The organism is Lysobacter defluvii IMMIB APB-9 = DSM 18482 (assembly GCF_000423325.1).
GTDB classification, from domain to species: domain Bacteria; phylum Pseudomonadota; class Gammaproteobacteria; order Xanthomonadales; family Xanthomonadaceae; genus Novilysobacter; species Novilysobacter defluvii.
On record NZ_AUHT01000007.1, the window covers coordinates 82,794 to 100,585 of the forward strand.

Below are 17,792 nucleotides of genomic sequence, written 5' to 3' on the forward strand. Positions count from 1 at the left end.
GCGATGATGCCACTCAGCGCGCCAGCCGCGTGCGGGCCAGCAGGAAGAAGCCGGCCGTCACCAGCGCCAGCATCCCCACGTGCAGCCAGACCGGCTGGCCCGCATCCATCCCGACGACCTTCAGTGCCAGCTGGCCGGCGTGGTATGGAGGCCACAGTGGCGCCAGCGTTCCGAACACCCCCGGCAGCATCTCTAGCGGCAGCCACAACCCCGACAGCAGCGAAAGCGGCAGGTACACCAGGTTGACCACCGCCGGGGCGGCGCTGCCGCTCGCCAGCGTCCCGAGGTACAGGCCGATCGCACTGAAGGGCAGTGCACCGGCGACATGCACCAGCAGCAACAAGGCCCACTGCGGAGACCGGAGCGATACCCCTCCCGCCCACGCGCCCAGTAGTGCCAGCAACAGCGCAACGAACACGCCGAACATCACCGCCATCGCCATCTTCGCCGCCACGTAGGAACCCGGCGGCATCGGCAGTGCGCGCTTGAGCATGAGGAATCCCTGCTCGCGGTCCATGGCCACCGTCACGCCGAAGCCGAACAGCGCCGCACCCATGACCCCGAACACGCCATAGGTGGCGAACAGGTAGGTGGCAGCGGCGGGGTTGCCGCGGTTCAACAGCACTCCGAACAGCAGGTAGAACATCGCCGGGAACAGCAGCGTCGGCAGCGAGAACATCGGCGTGCGAAGCAGGCGAAGGAATTCGTACTTCGCCTCCAGCACGTAGCTGCGCAACAGCCGGTGGCGGGGACGGTCAAGGGTGGAACCTGCAATGGTGTCCATCAGGCGGCTTCCTGCGACGGTTGTTCACGTGTGATCTCGAGGAAGGCTTCCGCGAGGCCGGCGCGGCTCACGTCCAGTCCGGTCAGCCCCGGGTCCCGTGCCAGCAGCCGCCGCGCGACGTCCTCGGCGTCGTCAGTGACTACCTCCAACCGTCCGTCCTGGCGGGTGGCCGAACGCACGCCCGGCCAGCGCGCCACCTCGGCGGGATCGAGTGCGCTGGCACACCGGATGCGACGTTGCGAGACACGCGCCCGCACCTCCTCCAGGCTGCCGTCGGCCACGACCCGGCCATGCGCCAGCACGACCACGCGGTCGGCGAGCACTTCGGCCTCCTCCAGGTAATGGGTGGTCAGCAGGATCGAGGTGCCGCCGGCCGCGAGCTCGCGCACGCCGCGCCACAACGACTGGCGCACCTCGATGTCCAGGCCGGTCGTCGGCTCGTCGAGGAACAGCACGCGTGGGCGCCCGCAGATCGCCAGTGCCAGCTGCGCCCGGCGCTGCTGGCCGCCCGAAAGCCGGCCGTAGCGGCGCCCGAGCAGGCCCTCCAGGCCTGCGATCGCGGTGCATTCCTCCATGCTGCGCGGGTTCGGGTAGTAGCTGCGGGTCAGGTCCAGCAGCTCGCCGACCCTGAGCGTGTCGGCGATCGCGCCCGACTGCAGCATCACGCCGGCCTGCTGGCGTGCGGCCAATGTCCGTGGCGACGAACCCAGCAGCAGCGCCTCCCCCTCGTGCGGCTCCAGCAGGCCCAGCAGCAGCGAAATGGCGGTGCTCTTGCCGGCGCCATTGGCGCCCAGCAGCGCCAGTACCTGTCCGGCGTGCAGTTCCAGGTCGACGCGCTCGAGCGCGGTGACCGCGCCGAAGCGCTTCACCACCCCGCGAAGCTGCGCCAGTGGAATGGGTTGGACGGCGTGCATGACGGCTCCTGTTGCTGCGGCGTGTGGGGCCATGCTCGCGCTCCCCTGCCGGCCCGGGCAGTCGCGGCGGTCAGCCAGCGCCGGTGACACTCGTCATGCTGCAGCTACGGCGGATGACGGACGTCACCTGACAAGCGGCCGCCGCGCGGTGCAGACTCGGCATCCCGGCCCTGGGACGGGCCCGCCTTCGCAGGGGAGTCGATGAGCAGCAACGCCGAGTTGTTGAAGGAACTTCGGATCGACCGCGGTGCGCCGCCGCCGCGCGAGCCTCGCCGCGGGCTGTTCATCGGCATTGGCATCGCAATCGCCGTGCTGCTGGCCCTCGTGCTGGGCTGGTTCCTGCTGGCCCGCGGCGACGCGCCGCAGGTGCGCACCGCGACCGCCACCGCGATCGGCGGCGCTTCCGGTTCCGCGGCCTCCGTGCTCGACGCCACCGGCTACGTCGTCGCCCGGCGCATGGCCACGGTGTCGGCCAAGATCACCGGGCGGGTGCGCGAGGTGCTCATCGAGGAGGGCCAGAGCGTCGAGGAGGGCGAGGTCATGGCCCGGCTCGACCCGGTCGACGCCGATGCCCAGCGCGCGCTTGCCGCCGACCAGCTCGGTGCCGCCCGCGCCACGGCGGAGGCCACCGCGGCGAGGCTGCGCGAGGCCGAGGCCAACGTGGAGCGGCTGCAGGGACTGGTCGGCCAGCAGCTGGTCTCGCAGGCCCAGTACGAGCAGGCCGTGGCCGAGCGCGATGCGCTCCGCGCCCAGCTCGCCAGCACCCGCCGCCAGGCGGGCGTGGCCGCCGACCAGCTCCGCATCGCCGAAATCGGCGTGGACAACACCATCGTGCGCGCGCCCTTCGCCGGCGTGGTCACCGCCAAGGCCGCGCAACCGGGCGAGATCGTGTCGCCGATGGCCACCGGCGGCTTCACCCGCACCGGCATCGGCACCATCGTCGACATGGATTCGCTGGAGGTGGAGGTGGACGTCGGCGAGTCCTACATCGGCCGGGTCGAGCCGGGCATGCCGGTGGAGGCGACGCTCAACGCCTACCCGGACTGGAAGATCCCGGCCCATGTGATCGCGATTATCCCCACCGCCGACCGCGGCAAGGCCACCGTGAAGGTGCGGATCGGACTGGACGAACAGGACCCGCGGATCGTGCCGGAGATGGGCGTGCGGGTCAGCTTCCTCGAGAGGTCCGAGCCGGCGGGAACGGACGAGGCCGCGGCCGCGGTACTGGTGCCGTCGTCGGCGATCGCGCGGCGTGGAGATGCACCGGTGGCGTTCGTGGTCGCCGGACGCGGGGGCGAGCGCGCAACCGTCGAGCAGCGGGCCTTGGAGCTGGGCCGTACGCTGGGCAGCGACCGCGAGGTCACCTCCGGCCTGGCCGGCGGCGAGACCGTGGTGCTGGACGCACCGCCGGAACTGGAGGACGGCGCGGAGGTACGCATCGCAGCCCAGGAGTAGACCCACCCGTCGTTCCCGCGCACGCGGGAATGACGGTTCCAACCATCGACACCAAGGATGCAGCAATGGCACTGGTCACCACCCGCAACCTCACCAAGACCTACCAGCGCGGCCCGGAGGAGGTCCAGGTACTGCACGGCATCGATCTCGAGATCCCGGAGGGCGACTTCGTCGCGCTCATGGGTCCGTCCGGCTCCGGCAAGTCGACGCTGCTCAACCTGATCGGCGGGCTGGACACGCCCACCGGCGGGGAGATCGAGATCAACGGCCAACGGATCGACTCGATGGGCGCCGGGCAGCTGGCGCACTGGCGCAGCAACCACGTCGGCTTCGTCTTCCAGTTCTACAACCTGATGCCGGCGCTGACCGCGCAGAAGAACGTCGAGCTGCCGCTGCTGCTGACCAGGCTGTCCGGCTCGCAGCGCCGGCGCAACGCGGAGATCGCCCTGCAGCTGGTCGGCCTGGCCGACCGCGGCCGGCACCGGCCCAACGAACTGTCGGGCGGGCAGCAGCAGCGCGTCGCGATCGCCAGGGCGATCGTGTCCGATCCCACCCTGCTGATCTGCGACGAGCCCACCGGCGACCTGGACCGCCAGTCCGCCGAGGAAATCCTGGCCCTGCTGCAGACGCTCAACCGCGAGCACGGCAAGACCATCGTGATGGTCACCCACGACCCCAAGGCGGCCGACCACGCCCGGCGCACCCTGCACCTGGACAAGGGCGTGCTGGTGACGGATGCGGCCTTGGCCGCGCACTGACCCGGAGGCGGCCATGAAATACCTGCACCTGGTCTGGTCGGCGCTGATGCGCAGCCGGACCCGCACGCTGCTCACGCTGCTGTCGGTGGTCACGGCCTTCCTGCTGTTCGGCATGCTCGACAGCGTCCGCGTCGCCTTTGCCAACAGCGGCCAGGGCTTGGCCGGCGCCGACCGGCTGGTGGTCGCCTCGCGGCTGTCGATCACCCAGTCCCTGCCCTACCGCCTGCTGCCGCAGATCGAGGCTGTTCCGGGCGTGGAGGACGTCGCCTACGGCAACTGGTTCGGCGGCGTCTACCGGGACATGCAGAACTTCTTCCCGAACTTCGCGGTCAGCGACGACTACTTCGAGATGTACCCGGAGTTCGTGATCGCCCCGGACCAGCTGGAGTCCTTCCGCGGCGACCGCACCGGCGCGGTGGTCGGGGCGATGCTGGCCGACAAGTTCGGCTGGGAGATCGGCGACACCATCCCGCTGCAGGCCACGATCTTCCCCAGGGACGGCAGCAACGACTGGCAGTTCACCCTGCGCGGCATCTTCCACGTCGAGGACGAGGCGATGAAGCAGCAGGAGAACCAGCTGATGTTCCACTGGGAGTACTTCAACGAAGCCAACGACTACATCGACGACGAGATCGGCTGGTTCATGGTGCGCGTGGCCGACCCCGCGCAGGCCGACCGGGTCGGCCAGGCGATCGACGCGATCTCGGCGAACTCCGACCACGAGACCAGGACCCAGACCGAGGCCGCGTTCCAGCAGTCGTTCCTGAGGCAGTTCGCGGACGTGGGCATGATCGTCACCGCGATCATGGGCGCGGTGTTCTTCACCCTGCTGCTGCTGACCGGCAACACGATGGCGCAGGCGGTGCGCGAGCGGATCCCGGAGCTCGCGGTGCTCAAGACCATCGGCTTCACCGACCGCAGCGTGCTGGGGCTGGTGCTGGCCGAGTCGGTGCTGCTGATCGGCCTGGGCGGGGTGCTGGGCATGCTGCTGGCGCAGGGCATCGTGGCGTGGATGGCCGGCTACAGCCAGGGACTGCTCCCGGGCAAGGCGATCCCGACCGAGACCTGGCTGCTGGCACTGGCGCTGGTGGTCGGCCTGGGCGTGGTGGTCGGCCTGCTGCCGGCACTGCGTGCCAAGCGCCTGAAGATCGTCGATGCCCTGGCCGGGCGCTGAGGAGGGATCGCGATGAAGAAGATCAGGAAGTGGGCCTCGAACTTCGGCGTGCTGCTGGCGCTGGCCGTGGGCCTGGCCGTGTGGGTGATGTTGCCGTGGTGGGGCGCGCTCGCAGGCGTGGCATTGCTGGTCGCCTGGCTGCTGCTCGCCCGGCGCGGGCGTCAGACGCTGGCGGTGGCGAGCGTGGGGATCTCCAGCCTGCCGCAGCGCTGGGGGGCGTCGGGGGTGATCATCGTCGGCATCGCCGGCGTGGTCGGGGTGCTGGTGGCGATGCTGGCGATGGGCGCCGGGTTCTCGGCCACCCTCAACAGCACCGGCGACGAGGACACCGCGATCATCCTGCGCGGCGGCGCCATGGCCGAGACCAACTCGGTGATCACCCGCGACCAGGTGCCGCTGATCACGGGCCTGGACGGCATCGCCACCGGGCAGCAGGGGCAGCCGCTGGCCTCACCGGAGCTGTCGCAGGTCGTCTCGCTGCCCACTATGGCCGACGGCACCGATGCCAACGTGCAGCTGCGCGGCGTCGGCGCGACGGCCTGGGAACTGCGGCCGCAGGTGGAGGTGGTCGAGGGCCGCCGCTTCAACCCGGGCCTGCGCGAGCTGGTGGTCGGCAATGGCGCGGCACAGCAGTTCCGTGGCCTGCGGATCGGCGAGGCGGTCCGCTTCGGAAACCAGGAATGGACGGTGGTCGGCCGCTTCGCCAGTGGCGATTCGCACGATTCCGAGCTGTGGGCGGACGCCGAGGTGGTGGCCACCACCTACGACAGGCAGGCCTACCAGTCGGTGACCGCGCGGCTGGAGCCCGGCGACGGCTTCGACCGCCTCAAGGCGGCGCTGGCCGCGGACCCGCGGCTGAAGCTCGACGTGCTCACCACGGCCGACTACTTCCGCCGCCAGTCCGAGGGACTGTCGCGGCTGATCAGCCTGCTGGGTACGGTCATCGGCTCGATCATGGCGGTGGGCGCGGTATTCGGCGCGCTCAATACCATGTACGCCGCGGTCGCCGGCCGCGCGCGCGAGGTCGCGACCCTGCGCGCACTCGGCTTCCGCGGCCTGCCGGTGGTGGTGGCGGTCATGCTGGAGACCATGCTGCTGGCGCTGCTGGGCGGCCTGCTGGGCGCCGCGCTGGCCTGGCTCGTGTTCAACGGCTACACCGTATCGACCCTGGGCAGCAACTTCAGCCAGGTGGTGTTCCAGTTTCGGGTCGGCCCGGAGCTGCTGTGGACGGGCCTGAAGTGGGCGCTGGGGATCGGACTGATCGGCGGGCTGTTCCCCGCGCTACGGGCGGCCCGGTTGCCGGTGACCGACGCTTTGCGCGCCGGGTAGGCGCGCCTTCCGCAGGCGGCACCCTGGTGGATGCCGCCTAGCCGGCGGGGCCGCGGCCCCCGCCTAGTTGGTCCAGTGCTGTGCGTTGGCGGTCGGCGGCAGCACCAGGCTGGACAGCTGGTCGTCGGTCGCCAGCAGGTTGAGCGCGTCGGCCAGGATCGCGGCGGCCTCGCGCTGCAGCGGGTCCGGGCGCTCCTCGGCGGCCTTCTCGCGGGCAACGTCGGCGGCGATGTCGCGCTCGTTCGCGGTCAGTCCATCGTCCGACAGGGCCAGGTCGGCCAGCGGGTCCGGCGCCAGCCCGAGTTCCTCGCGGATGCGCTGGCGCTCCTCGCGGCGGGCCTCGTGCTCCTCGCGCTCGGCGCGGCGCTCGTCCTCGTTGAGCGAGATCCAGTCGCGCTCGAGCAGTTCGCGGGTGCGCTCGACGTCCTCCTTCCACCAGCCGAACTCGATGTCCTGCGCCACGCGCTCGTGGTGGCGCTCGTCGAGCCGCTCGAGCAGCGGGGCGAAGTCGCCGTAGGTGGTGTGCGGGACCGCCGAGATCTTGGTCCACGGCAACGCGTTGTCGTAGGTGCTCTCGCCGTACTCGCCGGCGTCCATCGAGGCCGGGAAGCGGATGTCGGGCACCACGCCCTTGTTCTGGGTCGAGCTGCCGCTGACGCGGAAGAACTGCGCCACGGTCAGCTTGACCTGGCCGAAGCGCTCGGCCTCGTTGGCGGGCCAGCGGTCCAGGTTCACCAGGTTCTGCACGGTGCCCTTGCCGAAGGTGGTCTCGCCGATCACCAGGCCGCGGCCGTAGTCCTGGATGGCGCCGGCGAAGATCTCCGAGGCCGAGGCCGAGCGCCGGTTGACCAGCACCGCCAGCGGACCGTCCCAGGCCACCCCGGCGTCCTCGTCACCCTCCACGCTGATGCGGCCGCCCGACTCGCGGACCTGCACCACCGGGCCGTCGTCGATGAACAGGCCGGTGAGCTCGATCGCCTCGTTCAGCGAGCCGCCCCCGTTGTCGCGCAGGTCCAGCACCACGCCGTCGACACCCTGCCCGTCGAATTCGCGCAGCAGGCGGGCGACGTCGCGGGTCGCCGACGCGTAGTCGTCACGGCGCATCCGGCGGCCCTCGAAGTCCTGGTAGAAGCCCGGGAGCTCGATGACGCCGATCCGGCGATCGGCCATGCCGTCGCCGCCTTCGATGTCGTAGACCTCGGCCTTGGCGGCCTGGTCCTCGATCCGGACCTCGTCGCGGGTGATCGCGACCCGCACCGGCTCGCTGTCCAGCCCGGCCTTGGCGGGGACGACGTCCAGCCGCACCAGCGAGCCCTTGGGGCCGCGGATCTTCTCGACCACGTTGTCCAAGCGCCAGCCGATCACGTCCTCGACCTCGCCGTCGCTGCCCTGGCCAACGCCGATGATGCGGTCGCCGGGCCCGAGCAGGCCGGACTTGTCGGCCGGGCCACCGGGCATGATCTCGCGGATCACGGTCACGTCGTCCTGCTTCTGCAGGACCGCGCCGATGCCCTCCAGCGAGAGCGACATCGACAGGTTGAAGTTCTCCGCGGTGCGCGGGGTGAAGTACGCGGTATGCGGGTCGATCGCGCCGGCGTAGGCATTCATGAAGATCTGGAACACGTCCCGGCCCTCGAGCTCGTTGACGTTGTCCAGCATGTTCACGTAGCGCTTGTCCAGCGTGGCGCGGATGTCGTCCGCCTCGCGGCCGGCCAGCTTCAGGCGCAGCCACTCGTTGCGCAGCGTCTTGCGCCACAGGGTGTCGAGCTCGGCCTCGTCCGCCGGCCAGGGCGCGTCCTCGCGGTCGTACACGAAGCGCTCGTCGGCGGTGAAGTCGAAGATGTCCTCCTGCAGCAGCCCGCGGGCGTGCGCGATGCGCTCCGCCACCCGCTGCCGGTAGACCGCGAAGATGTCGTAGGCGGGCCCGAGCTCGCCGCTGCGGATCGCGTCGTCGAGTTCCAGCGCGTAGCGGTCGAAACCCTCGACGTCACTGGCCAGCAGGAACTGCTTGCCGCCGTCCAGGGCTTCCAGGTAGCGCTCCAGGATCTGCTCCGACAGGGCGTCGTCGAGCGGCTTGGGACGGTACGCGTAGCGGCTGTCCGACAGCAGGCCGAACACCAGCTTGGCGGCCGTGGCCTGGTCCTCGGTGGGCGCGGCGGGGAGCGGCACCGGCTCGCTGGGGCGGCGTGCCTCGTCGTCGGCCTCGCCGGCGCCGGTCGGCGCAGGCGGCTCCGGCAGCGTCACCGGGGGGTCGACCGGCTGCGGGGGCGACTCCACCTGGGCCACCAGGGCCAGGGGCAGGGTAAGCAGGAGGGCGAGCAGCGAGGTCTTGAGCTTCATTGGGTGCGCACGTGCCCCGATAGGCGGGAGGTGGCCGGGGCTTGCGACCCAGCGTCAATCAACAATGCCACGTTTGGCAGTGCCGGAAGTCTCCATGGGCGCCGCCGCGGGCGGGTTCCATTCAGCCGCCGCGGCGGCGTGGCGGCATGCCCGCGCCCGGCCGTTCCGGGCACCGCATGGGAACACCGCCGGCGCGAAGGCCGCGGCAAGGCAGGCGCGCGGAGCGGCTCAGGCCGTGGCCACCAGCCCGGCCTCGGCGGCCGAGCGGTCGGCGTGGTAGGACGAGCGCACCAGCGGCCCCGATGCCACGTGGGTGAACCCGAGCTCCAGGCCGTAGGACTCCAGCGCCTGGTACTCCTCCGGCGTCCAGTAGCGCATCACCGGGTGGTGGTGCGGGCTGGGCTGCAGGTACTGGCCGATGGTGACCATGTCCACGTCGTGGGCGCGCAGGTCGCGCAGGGTTTCCTGCACCTGCTCCATGGTTTCGCCGAGGCCCAGCATGATCCCGGACTTGGTGGTCACCTCCGGGTGCTGGGCCTTGAAGCGCTGCAGCAAGGTCAGCGACCACTGGTAGTCCGCGCCCGGGCGGACGTTGCGGTACAGGTGCGGCACGGTTTCCAGGTTGTGGTTGAACACGTCCGGCGGCGCCTCGGCGAGGATCGCCAGGGCGCGGTCCATGCGGCCCTTGCCGCGGAAGTCCGGGGTCAGGATCTCGACCTTCGTGCCCGGCGAGGTGGCGCGGATCGCCTGGATGCACTCCACGAAATGACCGGCGCCGCCGTCGCGCAGGTCGTCGCGGTCGACGCTGGTGACCACCACGTAGCGCAGCCCCATGTCGGCGACGGTCTCGGCCAGGCGGCGCGGCTCGTCGGCATCCGGCGGCTTCGGCCGGCCGTGGGCGACGTCGCAGAAGCTGCAGCGCCGCGTGCACACGTCGCCCAGGATCATGAAGGTCGCGGTGCCGTGGCCGAAGCACTCGTGGATGTTCGGGCAGCTGGCGTCCTCGCACACCGTCACCAGGCGGTTGGCGCGCAGCTTGGACTTCAGCTGCGCGACCGCATTGCCCGACGGGATCCGGACCCGGATCCAGGACGGCTTGCGCAGCACCGGGGCGTCGGCGAACTGCACCGGCGAGCGCGCGATCTTGTCGCCGGCGACCTGCTTCACGCCCGGCTGCAGCGGCGCGGGGGCGGCGTCTTCGACGACGGAAAGGGGAATGGCCTTGTTGCTGGGGTCGGACATGGGGGGCTCTTCAGAGCGTCGGGGGCGGCGCGGCGCCGGGCGCCAGCCCGAACTGCCGGGCGAGGTGCTGCACCAGCACCGGCTTGACCGCCTCCATCGACGAGGGACCGCCGAAGTCTACCATCGAGGCCACCTGCAACCCCGCGTAGCCACAGGGATTGATGCGCCGGAACGGCTCCAGGTCCATGTCGATGTTGAAGGCCAGCCCGTGGAAGCTGCAGCCGCGCCGGACCCGGATCCCGAGGGCGGCGACCTTGGCCCCGGCGACGTAGACGCCCGGCGCCCCATCGCGGCGGGCGGCGCCGATGTTCCAGTCGGCCAGGGTGTCGATGATCGCCTGCTCGATCCGGCACACGTACTCGCGCACCCCGACCTTCAGCCGGCGCAGGTCCAGCAGCGGATACAGGACGATCTGTCCCGGCCCGTGGTAGGTGACCTGTCCGCCGCGGTCGACGTGGATCACCGGGATATCGCCGGGCATCAGCACGTGCTCTTCCCTGCCCGCCTGTCCCAGGGTGAACACCGGGTCGTGCTCCACGATCCAGAACTCGTCCACCGTCTCCGGTCCGCGGCCCGCGGTCAGCGCCGACATCGCCCGCCACACCGGCTCGTAGGGCTGCCGGCCGAGGTCGCGCACCCGCACCGGCCGGAGGGCGGCCGGGGTTTCCGGTGGTGCGGCGCTCGTTACAGCGTCCATTTCACCTCGGGGTGGTCGCGCAGCAGCTGGTGCGCCCGGTCGTACTGCTCGCGCGAGTCGGCCCGGAACAGGATCCGCACCGAGACGTAGCGCCCGTTCGACGAGTGGCGCGACTGGACCCGGTCGGTGACCACGTCGATGCCCGCATCGCGCAGGCAAGTCGGCAGCGCGGTTTCCAGGTCCTTGTCGGCCGCGCCCATCGCGGCCAGCTCGAAGGTTCCCGGGAACTGGAACCCCTTCTCCTCCGGGCCCTTGCCGTTGGTCTTCACAGCGACTCCCACCACATCAGGATTTCGTGCCAGATGCGCTTGAAGAAGCCGGCGCGCTCGACCGGCTCCAGCGCCACCAGGGGACGCTCGGCCAATACCTCGTCGTCGAGCATCACCCGCACCGTGCCGACCTGCTGGCCCTGCTCGAACGGCGCCACCAGCACCGAGGGCACGTCCATCATCGGCTGCAGCTGCTCGTAGCGGCCACGCGGCACGGTGACCAGCACCGGCGACTCCACGCCCAGCGAGATCTCGTCGGCCTGGCCCTTCCACACCCGCTGGGTCGCCACGGCGGTGCCCGGCTCGTAGAGGCCGTGCGTCTCGAAGAAGCGGAAGCCCCAGTTCAGCAGCGCCTGGCTGTCGTCGGCGCGCTGTCGCTCGGAGGTCGAGCCCAGCACCACCGACACCAGCCGCTGGTCCCCGCGCTTGGCCGAGGCCAGCAGGCAGTAGCCGGCGGCGGAGGTGTGCCCGGTCTTGATGCCGTCGACGCTGGAGTCGCGCCACAGCAGCACGTTGCGGTTGGGCTGGGTGATCGAGCCGACCGTGAACTCCTTGATGGCGTTGTAGGAGTACGCCTCGGGGTAGTCGCGCGCCAGCGCGATGCCCAGCATCGCCAGGTCGCGCGCGGTCGACACGTGGCCCTCGTCGGGCAGGCCGGTCGCGTTGGCGAAGTGGGTGTTGGTCAGCCCCAGGCGCTGCGCGTACTGGTTCATCAGCGCGGCGAACGCCTGCTCGCTGCCGGCGACGTGCTCGGCCAGGGCGATGGCGGCGTCGTTGCCCGACTGCACCACCATGCCCTTTTCCATCTCCACCAGCGGCGCGCTCTGGTTGACCTCGAACCCGGAGTAGCTGCCGTCGGTGGACGCGCCCCCCTTGCGCCAGGCGTTCTCGCTCATGCGCACCTGGTCGTCCGGGCTGATCTTCCCGGCGGCCATCTCGGCGGCGATGACGTAGCTGGTCATCACCTTGGTGATGCTCGCCGGTGGCAGCGGCTCGTCGATGTTCTCCCCCGCCAGCACCTTGCCACTGGCGGCGTCCACCAGGATCCAGGCCTCGCCGACCGGTTCCGGCGGCGGCGGCACGGGCGCCGGCTCGGCCGCGGGCGCCGGCGCCGGTTGCGCGGCCGGCCGCGGCATCGCGTCCTGCGCGGTCGCCAGGCCCACGGCAAGCGTGCCGAGCGCGGCGAGGCCGAACGCCCGAAGGAGGTTGGGGAACTTCATCGTTGGGTTGCTCCGTCCGGCTGCGGGCCGGCATGCCTGTTGTGTTGGATCAGTCGCGCACCGGCTGCGGCTCGCCGAAGCCCAGGGCGGCGATGCGCGGCGCCAGCGCGGCGACCGTGTCGGGCCGCACCGGCCCCACGCGCAGGCGCCACACCTGGCGTCCACCGGCGACCGCGTCGTGGATGCGTGCACCGTCGATGCCGGCACCCAGCAGGGTCTCCAGTGCGCGGTCGGCGTTGGAACGTGCCGAGAAACTGGCCACCTGGAGGACCACGCCATCGCCCGCGGGTGCCGCGGGAGGCGCGGCCTCCGGTGAGGGGGACGAGGATACGCCCGTGGCGTCGCCAGCGGAAACCGCGGCCGCGTCCGGTTTGCCCGGGCGACCGGTCGCCACGCGTACCTGGCGCTCGCGCATCCATTGCTCGAAGCGTTCCGCGTCGCCGGATGCCGCCGCCGCGTCGACGTCGTAGCGGTAGTGCCGCGCCGGCGCGCCCGCGCCCGCGCCCATGTCGGGCACCGGCGCCACGTCGGGCACCGGCCCGTCGGCAGCGCCCGTCGCGGCCACCGGAAGCGCGGCCACCAGCCCGTCCATCGGGCTGTCCGGCGCCGCCTGCACCGCGGCCACCCGGGTGTCGGCCGGTGCCGGCGTTGGGCCGAGGTCGTCGGGCACGAGCGCGCGGACCTCGACCCTCCCGGTGCCGCGGGGATGGATGCCCAGCTTCACCGCCGCCGCGTAGCTCAAATCGATCACCCGCCCCTCGTGGAATGGCCCGCGGTCGTTGACCCGCACCACCACCGAGCGCCCGTTGTCCAGGTTGGTGACCCGGGCGAAGCTGGGCAGCGGCAGGTGCTTGTGCGCCGCGGTGAAGGCGTACATGTCGTAGACCTCCATGTTGGAGGTGCGGCGGCCGTGGAACTTGGTGCCGTAATACGACGCGATGCCCTGCTCGACGAAGCCGGTGGGATCGTCCAGGACCTTGTAGTCCTTGCCCAGCACCGTGTAGACCGGCCGGTTGCCGTAGCGCGAGCGCGGCTCGGCGACGACCTCCGGCTCGGGGATCAGGTCGACCTGGATGTCGATGTCGGGCGCGGTGTCGGCGATGTGCGGCGCGTACAGGCCGCCCGCGGTGTAGTCGCCGCGCTTGGACGGGTCCTCCTGCGCCGGCGGGTACGGCGAACGCCGCGCCTCGCCCGCCCCTGCACCGGCGCGGGCATCTGCGGTCGGGGAGCCGTCCGGCTTGCGGGGGGCGCTGGAGCAGGCCGCCAGGCCCAGGACCAGGATCGCCGCAAGCAGCCGGATCATGCCTCGCCGCGCTCCCCGTCGGCTTCGGCCACGGCCAGCGGATCGCGCCCGGCGATCGCCTCGGCCAGCTGGTACACCGCCATCGCGTAGTGCTTGGAGATGTTGTAGCGGGTGATCGCGTAGAAGTTGTTGAAGCCGAGCCAGTACTCCGGCCCGTCGACGCCCTCCAGGTTCAGCAGGGTGGCGTCGAGCGAGACCCCGTCGGCGCGGTGCGCGGCCGGGGTCGCGGCGGTGTACCCGCGGGCGGCCAGCTGCGCCAGGCTGTAGCGCGGCTCCAGTCCCTCCGGCTCGAAGTCCGCGGCACCTTCGGCACGGTTGGCGCGGACCACCACCGGACCGCCCCGCTCCCAGCCGCCCTTCTCGACGAAGTAGTTGGCCACCGAGGCGAACACGTCGTCGAGGTTGTTGAACAGGTCGACCTTGCCGTCCCCGTCGCCATCGACCGCGTAGTCGCGGTAGCTGGACGGCATGAACTGGCCCCATCCCATCGCCCCGGCGTAGCTGCCCTTGAGCGTGGTGATGTCCAGGCCGGTCTCCTTGCCGAGCGCGAACAGCTGCGCCAGTTCGTCGCGGAAGAACGCCTCGCGGCGGTTCTCGCGCTCGATCTTGCCCGGCTCGTCGGTGCGCGGGTAGGCGAAGGCCAGCGTGTAGATGGCATCGACCACCGGATAGCTGCCCATGTTGCCGCCGTAGCTGGTCTCGACCCCGAGGATGGCCACGATGACCTCGGCGGGTACGCCGTACCGGGCCTCCACCCGTTCCAGCGCCTCGCGGTGCTCGGCCAGGAAGGCACGGCCGGCGTTGATGCGTGCGTCGGTGATGAAGATCGGCCGGTAGTCCTTCCACGGCTTGGCCTCGGCCGGCCGCGACATGGCGGTGATGATGCTCTGGCGGATCTCGGCGCCGTCGAGCACGCGCTCGATCCACTCCGGGTCCACGTCGTAGCGGGCGGCGGTGGTGCGCACGAACTCCGGCCGGGCGACCTCGATCGGTTGGTAGCTGGAGACCACCGGGCCGGAATCCGGCTCCGGGGCGGCTTCCGGCTCCGGTGCCGCGGTGTCCTCTTCAGCCGCGGGCTGCGACTCGGCCGCCGGAGGCGGCGGGGACTGGGTCGCGCAGGCGGCGAGCACCAGGGCGAGGGCGCCTGCCAGGGCGCTACGGGCGTGCGATCTGCTCATCGCGGGCGAGGTTAGCACGGCCCCGCGGGCCGACCTGAACCCCTCCGCGCCCCGCCTGGGGCGACCGCGGCGGCCACCGTCAGCTGCGGTTCATCCCCTCAGCGTTGGTGCACCGGGCGATGGGCCCGGACCGCCATCACCACGCCCAGCCCGGCCAGCAGCGAGACCGCGGAGGTTCCGCCGTAACTGAGCAGCGGCATCGGCACCCCGACCACCGGCAGCAGGCCGGCCACCATCCCGCCGTTGACCAGCACGTAGACGCAGAAGGACAACCCGAGCGCACCGGCGAGCAGCCGCGAGTAGCCGTCGCGCGCCCCCGCCGCCACCCACAGGCAGCGCCCGACCACGAACAGGTACAGGGCCAGCGTGACCACCACGCCGATCCACCCGAACTCCTCGCTCAGCACCGCGAAGATGAAGTCGGTGGTGTGCTCGGGGATGTAGTTCAGGTGCGACTGGGTGCCCTCGCCCCAGCCCTTGCCGTCGAGCCCCCCGCCGCCGATCGCGATCCGGCTCTGGATGATGTTCCAGCCGGCCCCCAGCGGGTCGCGCTCCGGGTCGAGGAAGGTCAGGATGCGGTCCTTCTGGTACGGCCGCAGCAGCCAGAACCACGCCGCCGGGGCGGCCGCGGCCACGGCGCCGGCGGCGGCGGCGAACCACCACCACGACAGCCCGGCCAGGTACAGCACGAAGGCCCCGCTGATGCCCACCAGCATCGCGGTGCCGAAGTCGGGCTGCAGCAGCACCAGCCCGGTCGGCAGCCCCACCAGCAGGGCCGCCACCAGCACCACCGGCAGGCGCGGTGGCAGCGGCTGGCTGTTGAGGTACCAGGCGACCATCATCGGCAGGCTCAGCTTGAGCACCTCGGCCGGCTGGAAGTAGAACACCCCGAGGTTGAGCCAGTGGCTGCCGTGGCGCCCGGTTCCCACCACCAGCACCAGCGCCAGCGGCACCAGCGAGGCGGCATAGACGAGGGGCGTCCAGTTGCGAAGCTGGGTCGGCGGCAGCCTCGACAGCGCCCACATCGCGGCGAGGCCGACGCCATAACGCAGCGCCTGCGCGGTGACCATGCCGGTCGACTGGCCGCTGGCGCTGTAGAGCACGGCCAGGCCGATCCCCATCAGGGCCAGCAACGCCCCGAGCAGCGGCAGGTCGACGGTGCGCAGCACGCGCAACACCAGGTCGAGCATCCAGCGCAGGAGCACGGTCACTCGCCGTCCTCCCGTTCGGGGGCGGCGGGCCGGTCCGCTGCGTCCAACCCGCCGCCCTCCTCGGCCCCGGCGCCCTCGGGCATCTTCCCGAGCAGCCAGGCGTCGAACACCTGGCGGGCGATCGGCGCCGCCGCGCTTCCGCCATAGCCGCCGTGCTCGACCATCACCGCGACCGCGATCTGCGGGTCCTCGGCCGGCGCGTACCCCACGAACAGGGCGGTGTGGCGCAGGTGGTAGGGCAGCGAGCGCGGGTCGGCGCTGACGTTGCCGCGGCGGCTGGAGCGCTGCGCGGTGCCGGTCTTGCCGGCCATGGTGTACTCCGCGCCGATCGCGCTGCGGCGCCCGGTGCCGCGTGCGCCGTGCATGGTCTGGACCATGCCCTCGTGCACCGCCCGCACGTGCGCGGGGTTGTCGCTGGCCCGGCTGACCGGGGTCGGCCCCAGCTCGCGCCAGGGCGCGCCGTAGCCATCGCGGCGCGCCTCCACCAGCCGCAGCTCATGCAGCGCACCGCCGTCGGCGATGGCCGCCGTGGCACGCACCAGCTGCAGCGCGGTGGTCACCCAGTAGCCCTGCCCGATGCCGGCGATCACCGTCTCTCCCGGATACCACGGCTCGGTGCTGATCGAGCGCTTGTAGTCGCGCGAGGGCACCGAGCCGGTGCTCTCGCCCACCAGGTCGATGCCGGTCGTGCCACCGAAGCCGAAGCGGTACATCGCTTCCGACAGGCGGTCGATCCCCATGTCCAGGGCCAGCTGGTAGTAGTAGGTGTTGACCGACCACGCGATCGACTCGCGCAGGTCGTGCCAGCCGTGGCCGCCGCGCGAGGCGTCGCGGTAGCCGCGCGACTGGCCCGGGATGTGGAACTCGCCGCTGGAGAAGAAGCGCTGCTCCGGGGTGCGCAACCCGTAGTCCAGGCCCGCCAGCGCGATCATCGGCTTCACCACCGAGCCGGGCGGGCCGCCGCCGAGCACGTTGCGGTTGAACAGCGGGCGCGAGGGGTTGGAGGTCAGCGCGTCGTAGTCGGCATGGGAAATGCCATTGACGAACAGGTTGGTGTCGTAGGACGGCAGGCTCGCCATCGCCAGCACCTGCCCGGTCCTTGGATCGATCGCCACCGCCGAGCCTTCCTGCTCGCCAAAGGCCGCCACCATCGCCCGCTGCAGGTCCAGGTCGATCGACAGCCGCAGGTCGGCGCCGGGCACGGCCGGTTCACGGCCGACGATCCGCATCGGCCTGCCCTCGACGTTGGTCTCCACCTGCTCGTGCCCGATCCGCCCCCGCAACGCCTCCTCGTAGGAGCGCTCCAGCCCGGTCTTGCCGGTGTGGCTGAAGTGGGCGATGTCGGGTCCCAGGCTGGCCTGGTCCTCCTCGTCCACGCGGCCTACGTAGCCGATCACGTGGGCGAAGAGCTCGCCATGCAGGTAGCGCCGGTTGAGATAGGACACCACCTCCACGCCCGGGAACCGCCAGCGCTCCACCGCGAAGCGCGCGACCTCGTCCTCTTCCAGGCGCATCTTCAGCGGCACGGCGCGGAAGCCCGGCACGCCGCGGCGCGCCTGGTGGAAGGCGTCGATGTCGTCCGGGGTCAGCTCGACCACTTTGGCCAGCTCCGGCAGCCAGCGCTCCGGGTCCCCGGCCTCGCCCAGCGTGACCTCCAGGCGCCAGGCCGGCACGTTATCGGCCAGCACCCGGCCCTTGCGGTCGTAGATCAGCCCACGGCCGGGCACCACCGGGCGCAGCTTGACCCGGTTCTGCTCGGAACGGGTGGCGAACTCGTCGTGCCGCACCACCTGCAGGTGGAAGTACCAGGCCGCCAGCCCGGCCAGGCCCAGCACCACCCCGAGCAACGCGATGAAGGCGCGGCGGCGGAACTGGGCGGCTTCCTGGTGGAGGTTCTTGAGCCGGCGCGCACGCATCG

Annotated in this window: 15 protein-coding genes; 4 read left to right on the forward strand and 11 right to left on the reverse strand. The window is 71.5% G+C overall.

Annotated features, from left to right (window positions below):
• Nucleotides 1–13: 13 nt before the first annotated feature.
• Together G545_RS0106900 and G545_RS0106905 are read right to left on the reverse strand one after the other, a co-directional pair.
• Nucleotides 14–784, reverse strand: coding sequence for an ABC transporter permease (locus tag G545_RS0106900; RefSeq protein ID WP_027069737.1), 771 nt, complete (start codon nt 782–784; stop codon nt 14–16).
• Complete coding sequence (locus G545_RS0106905) at nt 784–1,698, reverse strand: ABC transporter ATP-binding protein (protein ID WP_027069738.1); 915 nt, start codon at nt 1,696–1,698, stop codon at nt 784–786. Before G545_RS0106905 ends, G545_RS0106900 begins: the two co-directional genes overlap by 1 nt.
• Nucleotides 1,699–1,899: 201 nt before the next feature.
• Between G545_RS0106905 and G545_RS0106910 the strand changes: the two genes are divergently transcribed.
• From G545_RS0106910 to G545_RS0106925, 4 genes are all read left to right on the forward strand, one after another.
• Nucleotides 1,900–3,153 carry an efflux RND transporter periplasmic adaptor subunit gene (locus G545_RS0106910; protein ID WP_027069739.1) on the forward strand — a complete coding sequence of 418 codons (1,254 nt, stop codon included), beginning with the start codon at nt 1,900–1,902 and terminating at the stop codon, nt 3,151–3,153.
• 65 nt (nt 3,154–3,218) lie between these two features.
• Nucleotides 3,219–3,911 carry an ABC transporter ATP-binding protein gene (locus G545_RS0106915; protein ID WP_036137716.1) on the forward strand — a complete coding sequence of 231 codons (693 nt, stop codon included), beginning with the start codon at nt 3,219–3,221 and terminating at the stop codon, nt 3,909–3,911.
• Between the two features lie 13 nt (nt 3,912–3,924).
• Complete coding sequence (locus tag G545_RS0106920; RefSeq protein WP_027069741.1) at nt 3,925–5,085, forward strand: ABC transporter permease; 1,161 nt, start codon at nt 3,925–3,927, stop codon at nt 5,083–5,085.
• Between the two features lie 12 nt (nt 5,086–5,097).
• Entirely contained in the window at nt 5,098–6,414 is a 1,317-nt protein-coding gene (locus tag G545_RS0106925) for an ABC transporter permease (protein ID WP_027069742.1), read from the forward strand.
• Between the two features lie 63 nt (nt 6,415–6,477).
• Here G545_RS0106925 and G545_RS0106930 read toward each other — a convergent pair whose 3' ends face one another.
• The 9 genes from G545_RS0106930 to mrdA all read right to left on the reverse strand — a co-directional run bounded on the left by G545_RS0106930 (nt 6,478) and on the right by mrdA (nt 17,790).
• A complete protein-coding gene (locus G545_RS0106930; RefSeq protein ID WP_027069743.1) occupies nt 6,478–8,754 on the reverse strand; it encodes a carboxy terminal-processing peptidase in 2,277 nt (758 codons plus the stop codon).
• Nucleotides 8,755–8,982: 228 nt separating this feature from the next.
• Nucleotides 8,983–9,996: a lipoyl synthase gene (gene lipA / locus G545_RS0106935; protein WP_027069744.1), complete on the reverse strand. Its 1,014-nt coding sequence runs from the start codon at nt 9,994–9,996 to the stop codon at nt 8,983–8,985.
• A gap of 10 nt (nt 9,997–10,006) precedes the next feature.
• Complete coding sequence (gene lipB, locus G545_RS0106940) at nt 10,007–10,693, reverse strand: lipoyl(octanoyl) transferase LipB (RefSeq protein ID WP_027069745.1); 687 nt, start codon at nt 10,691–10,693, stop codon at nt 10,007–10,009.
• Nucleotides 10,681–10,962, reverse strand: a complete 282-nt coding sequence (locus G545_RS0106945) for a DUF493 family protein (RefSeq protein WP_027069746.1) — start codon at nt 10,960–10,962, stop codon at nt 10,681–10,683. Before G545_RS0106945 ends, lipB begins: the two co-directional genes overlap by 13 nt.
• Entirely contained in the window at nt 10,959–12,182 is a 1,224-nt protein-coding gene (locus G545_RS0106950) for a D-alanyl-D-alanine carboxypeptidase family protein (RefSeq protein WP_027069747.1), read from the reverse strand. The genes G545_RS0106945 and G545_RS0106950 overlap by 4 nt, the downstream gene beginning before the upstream one ends.
• Before the next feature lie 49 nt (nt 12,183–12,231).
• Nucleotides 12,232–13,485, reverse strand: coding sequence for a septal ring lytic transglycosylase RlpA family protein (locus G545_RS0106955; protein WP_027069748.1), 1,254 nt, complete (start codon nt 13,483–13,485; stop codon nt 12,232–12,234).
• Complete coding sequence (gene mltB, locus G545_RS13960) at nt 13,482–14,663, reverse strand: lytic murein transglycosylase B (protein ID WP_052106666.1); 1,182 nt, start codon at nt 14,661–14,663, stop codon at nt 13,482–13,484. The genes G545_RS0106955 and mltB overlap by 4 nt, the downstream gene beginning before the upstream one ends.
• Nucleotides 14,664–14,761: 98 nt before the next feature.
• A complete protein-coding gene (gene rodA, locus G545_RS0106965; RefSeq protein WP_407059632.1) occupies nt 14,762–15,853 on the reverse strand; it encodes a rod shape-determining protein RodA in 1,092 nt (363 codons plus the stop codon).
• Nucleotides 15,854–15,870: 17 nt separating this feature from the next.
• Nucleotides 15,871–17,790, reverse strand: a complete 1,920-nt coding sequence (gene mrdA / locus G545_RS13965) for a penicillin-binding protein 2 (RefSeq protein WP_052106663.1) — start codon at nt 17,788–17,790, stop codon at nt 15,871–15,873.
• Between the last annotated feature and the right edge of the window lie 2 nt (nt 17,791–17,792).

Excerpts from the sequence above, each read along its gene's own strand:
- G545_RS0106900 (WP_027069737.1), bottom strand. The coding sequence starts at position 784 with ATGGACACCATTGCAGGTTCCACCCTTGACCGTCCCCGCCACCGGCTG.
- G545_RS0106925 (WP_027069742.1), top strand. The coding sequence starts at position 5,098 with ATGAAGAAGATCAGGAAGTGGGCCTCGAACTTCGGCGTGCTGCTGGCG.
- lipB (WP_027069745.1), bottom strand. The coding sequence starts at position 10,693 with ATGGACGCTGTAACGAGCGCCGCACCACCGGAAACCCCGGCCGCCCTC.
- G545_RS0106955 (WP_027069748.1), bottom strand. The coding sequence starts at position 13,485 with ATGATCCGGCTGCTTGCGGCGATCCTGGTCCTGGGCCTGGCGGCCTGC.
- G545_RS0106950 (WP_027069747.1), bottom strand. The coding sequence starts at position 12,182 with ATGAAGTTCCCCAACCTCCTTCGGGCGTTCGGCCTCGCCGCGCTCGGC.
- G545_RS0106915 (WP_036137716.1), top strand. The coding sequence starts at position 3,219 with ATGGCACTGGTCACCACCCGCAACCTCACCAAGACCTACCAGCGCGGC.
- G545_RS0106905 (WP_027069738.1), bottom strand. The coding sequence starts at position 1,698 with ATGCACGCCGTCCAACCCATTCCACTGGCGCAGCTTCGCGGGGTGGTG.
- mrdA (WP_052106663.1), bottom strand. The coding sequence starts at position 17,790 with ATGCGTGCGCGCCGGCTCAAGAACCTCCACCAGGAAGCCGCCCAGTTC.
- rodA (WP_407059632.1), bottom strand. The coding sequence starts at position 15,853 with ATGCTCGACCTGGTGTTGCGCGTGCTGCGCACCGTCGACCTGCCGCTG.
- mltB (WP_052106666.1), bottom strand. The coding sequence starts at position 14,663 with ATGAGCAGATCGCACGCCCGTAGCGCCCTGGCAGGCGCCCTCGCCCTG.
- lipA (WP_027069744.1), bottom strand. The coding sequence starts at position 9,996 with ATGTCCGACCCCAGCAACAAGGCCATTCCCCTTTCCGTCGTCGAAGAC.
- G545_RS0106930 (WP_027069743.1), bottom strand. The coding sequence starts at position 8,754 with ATGAAGCTCAAGACCTCGCTGCTCGCCCTCCTGCTTACCCTGCCCCTG.
- G545_RS0106910 (WP_027069739.1), top strand. The coding sequence starts at position 1,900 with ATGAGCAGCAACGCCGAGTTGTTGAAGGAACTTCGGATCGACCGCGGT.
- G545_RS0106920 (WP_027069741.1), top strand. The coding sequence starts at position 3,925 with ATGAAATACCTGCACCTGGTCTGGTCGGCGCTGATGCGCAGCCGGACC.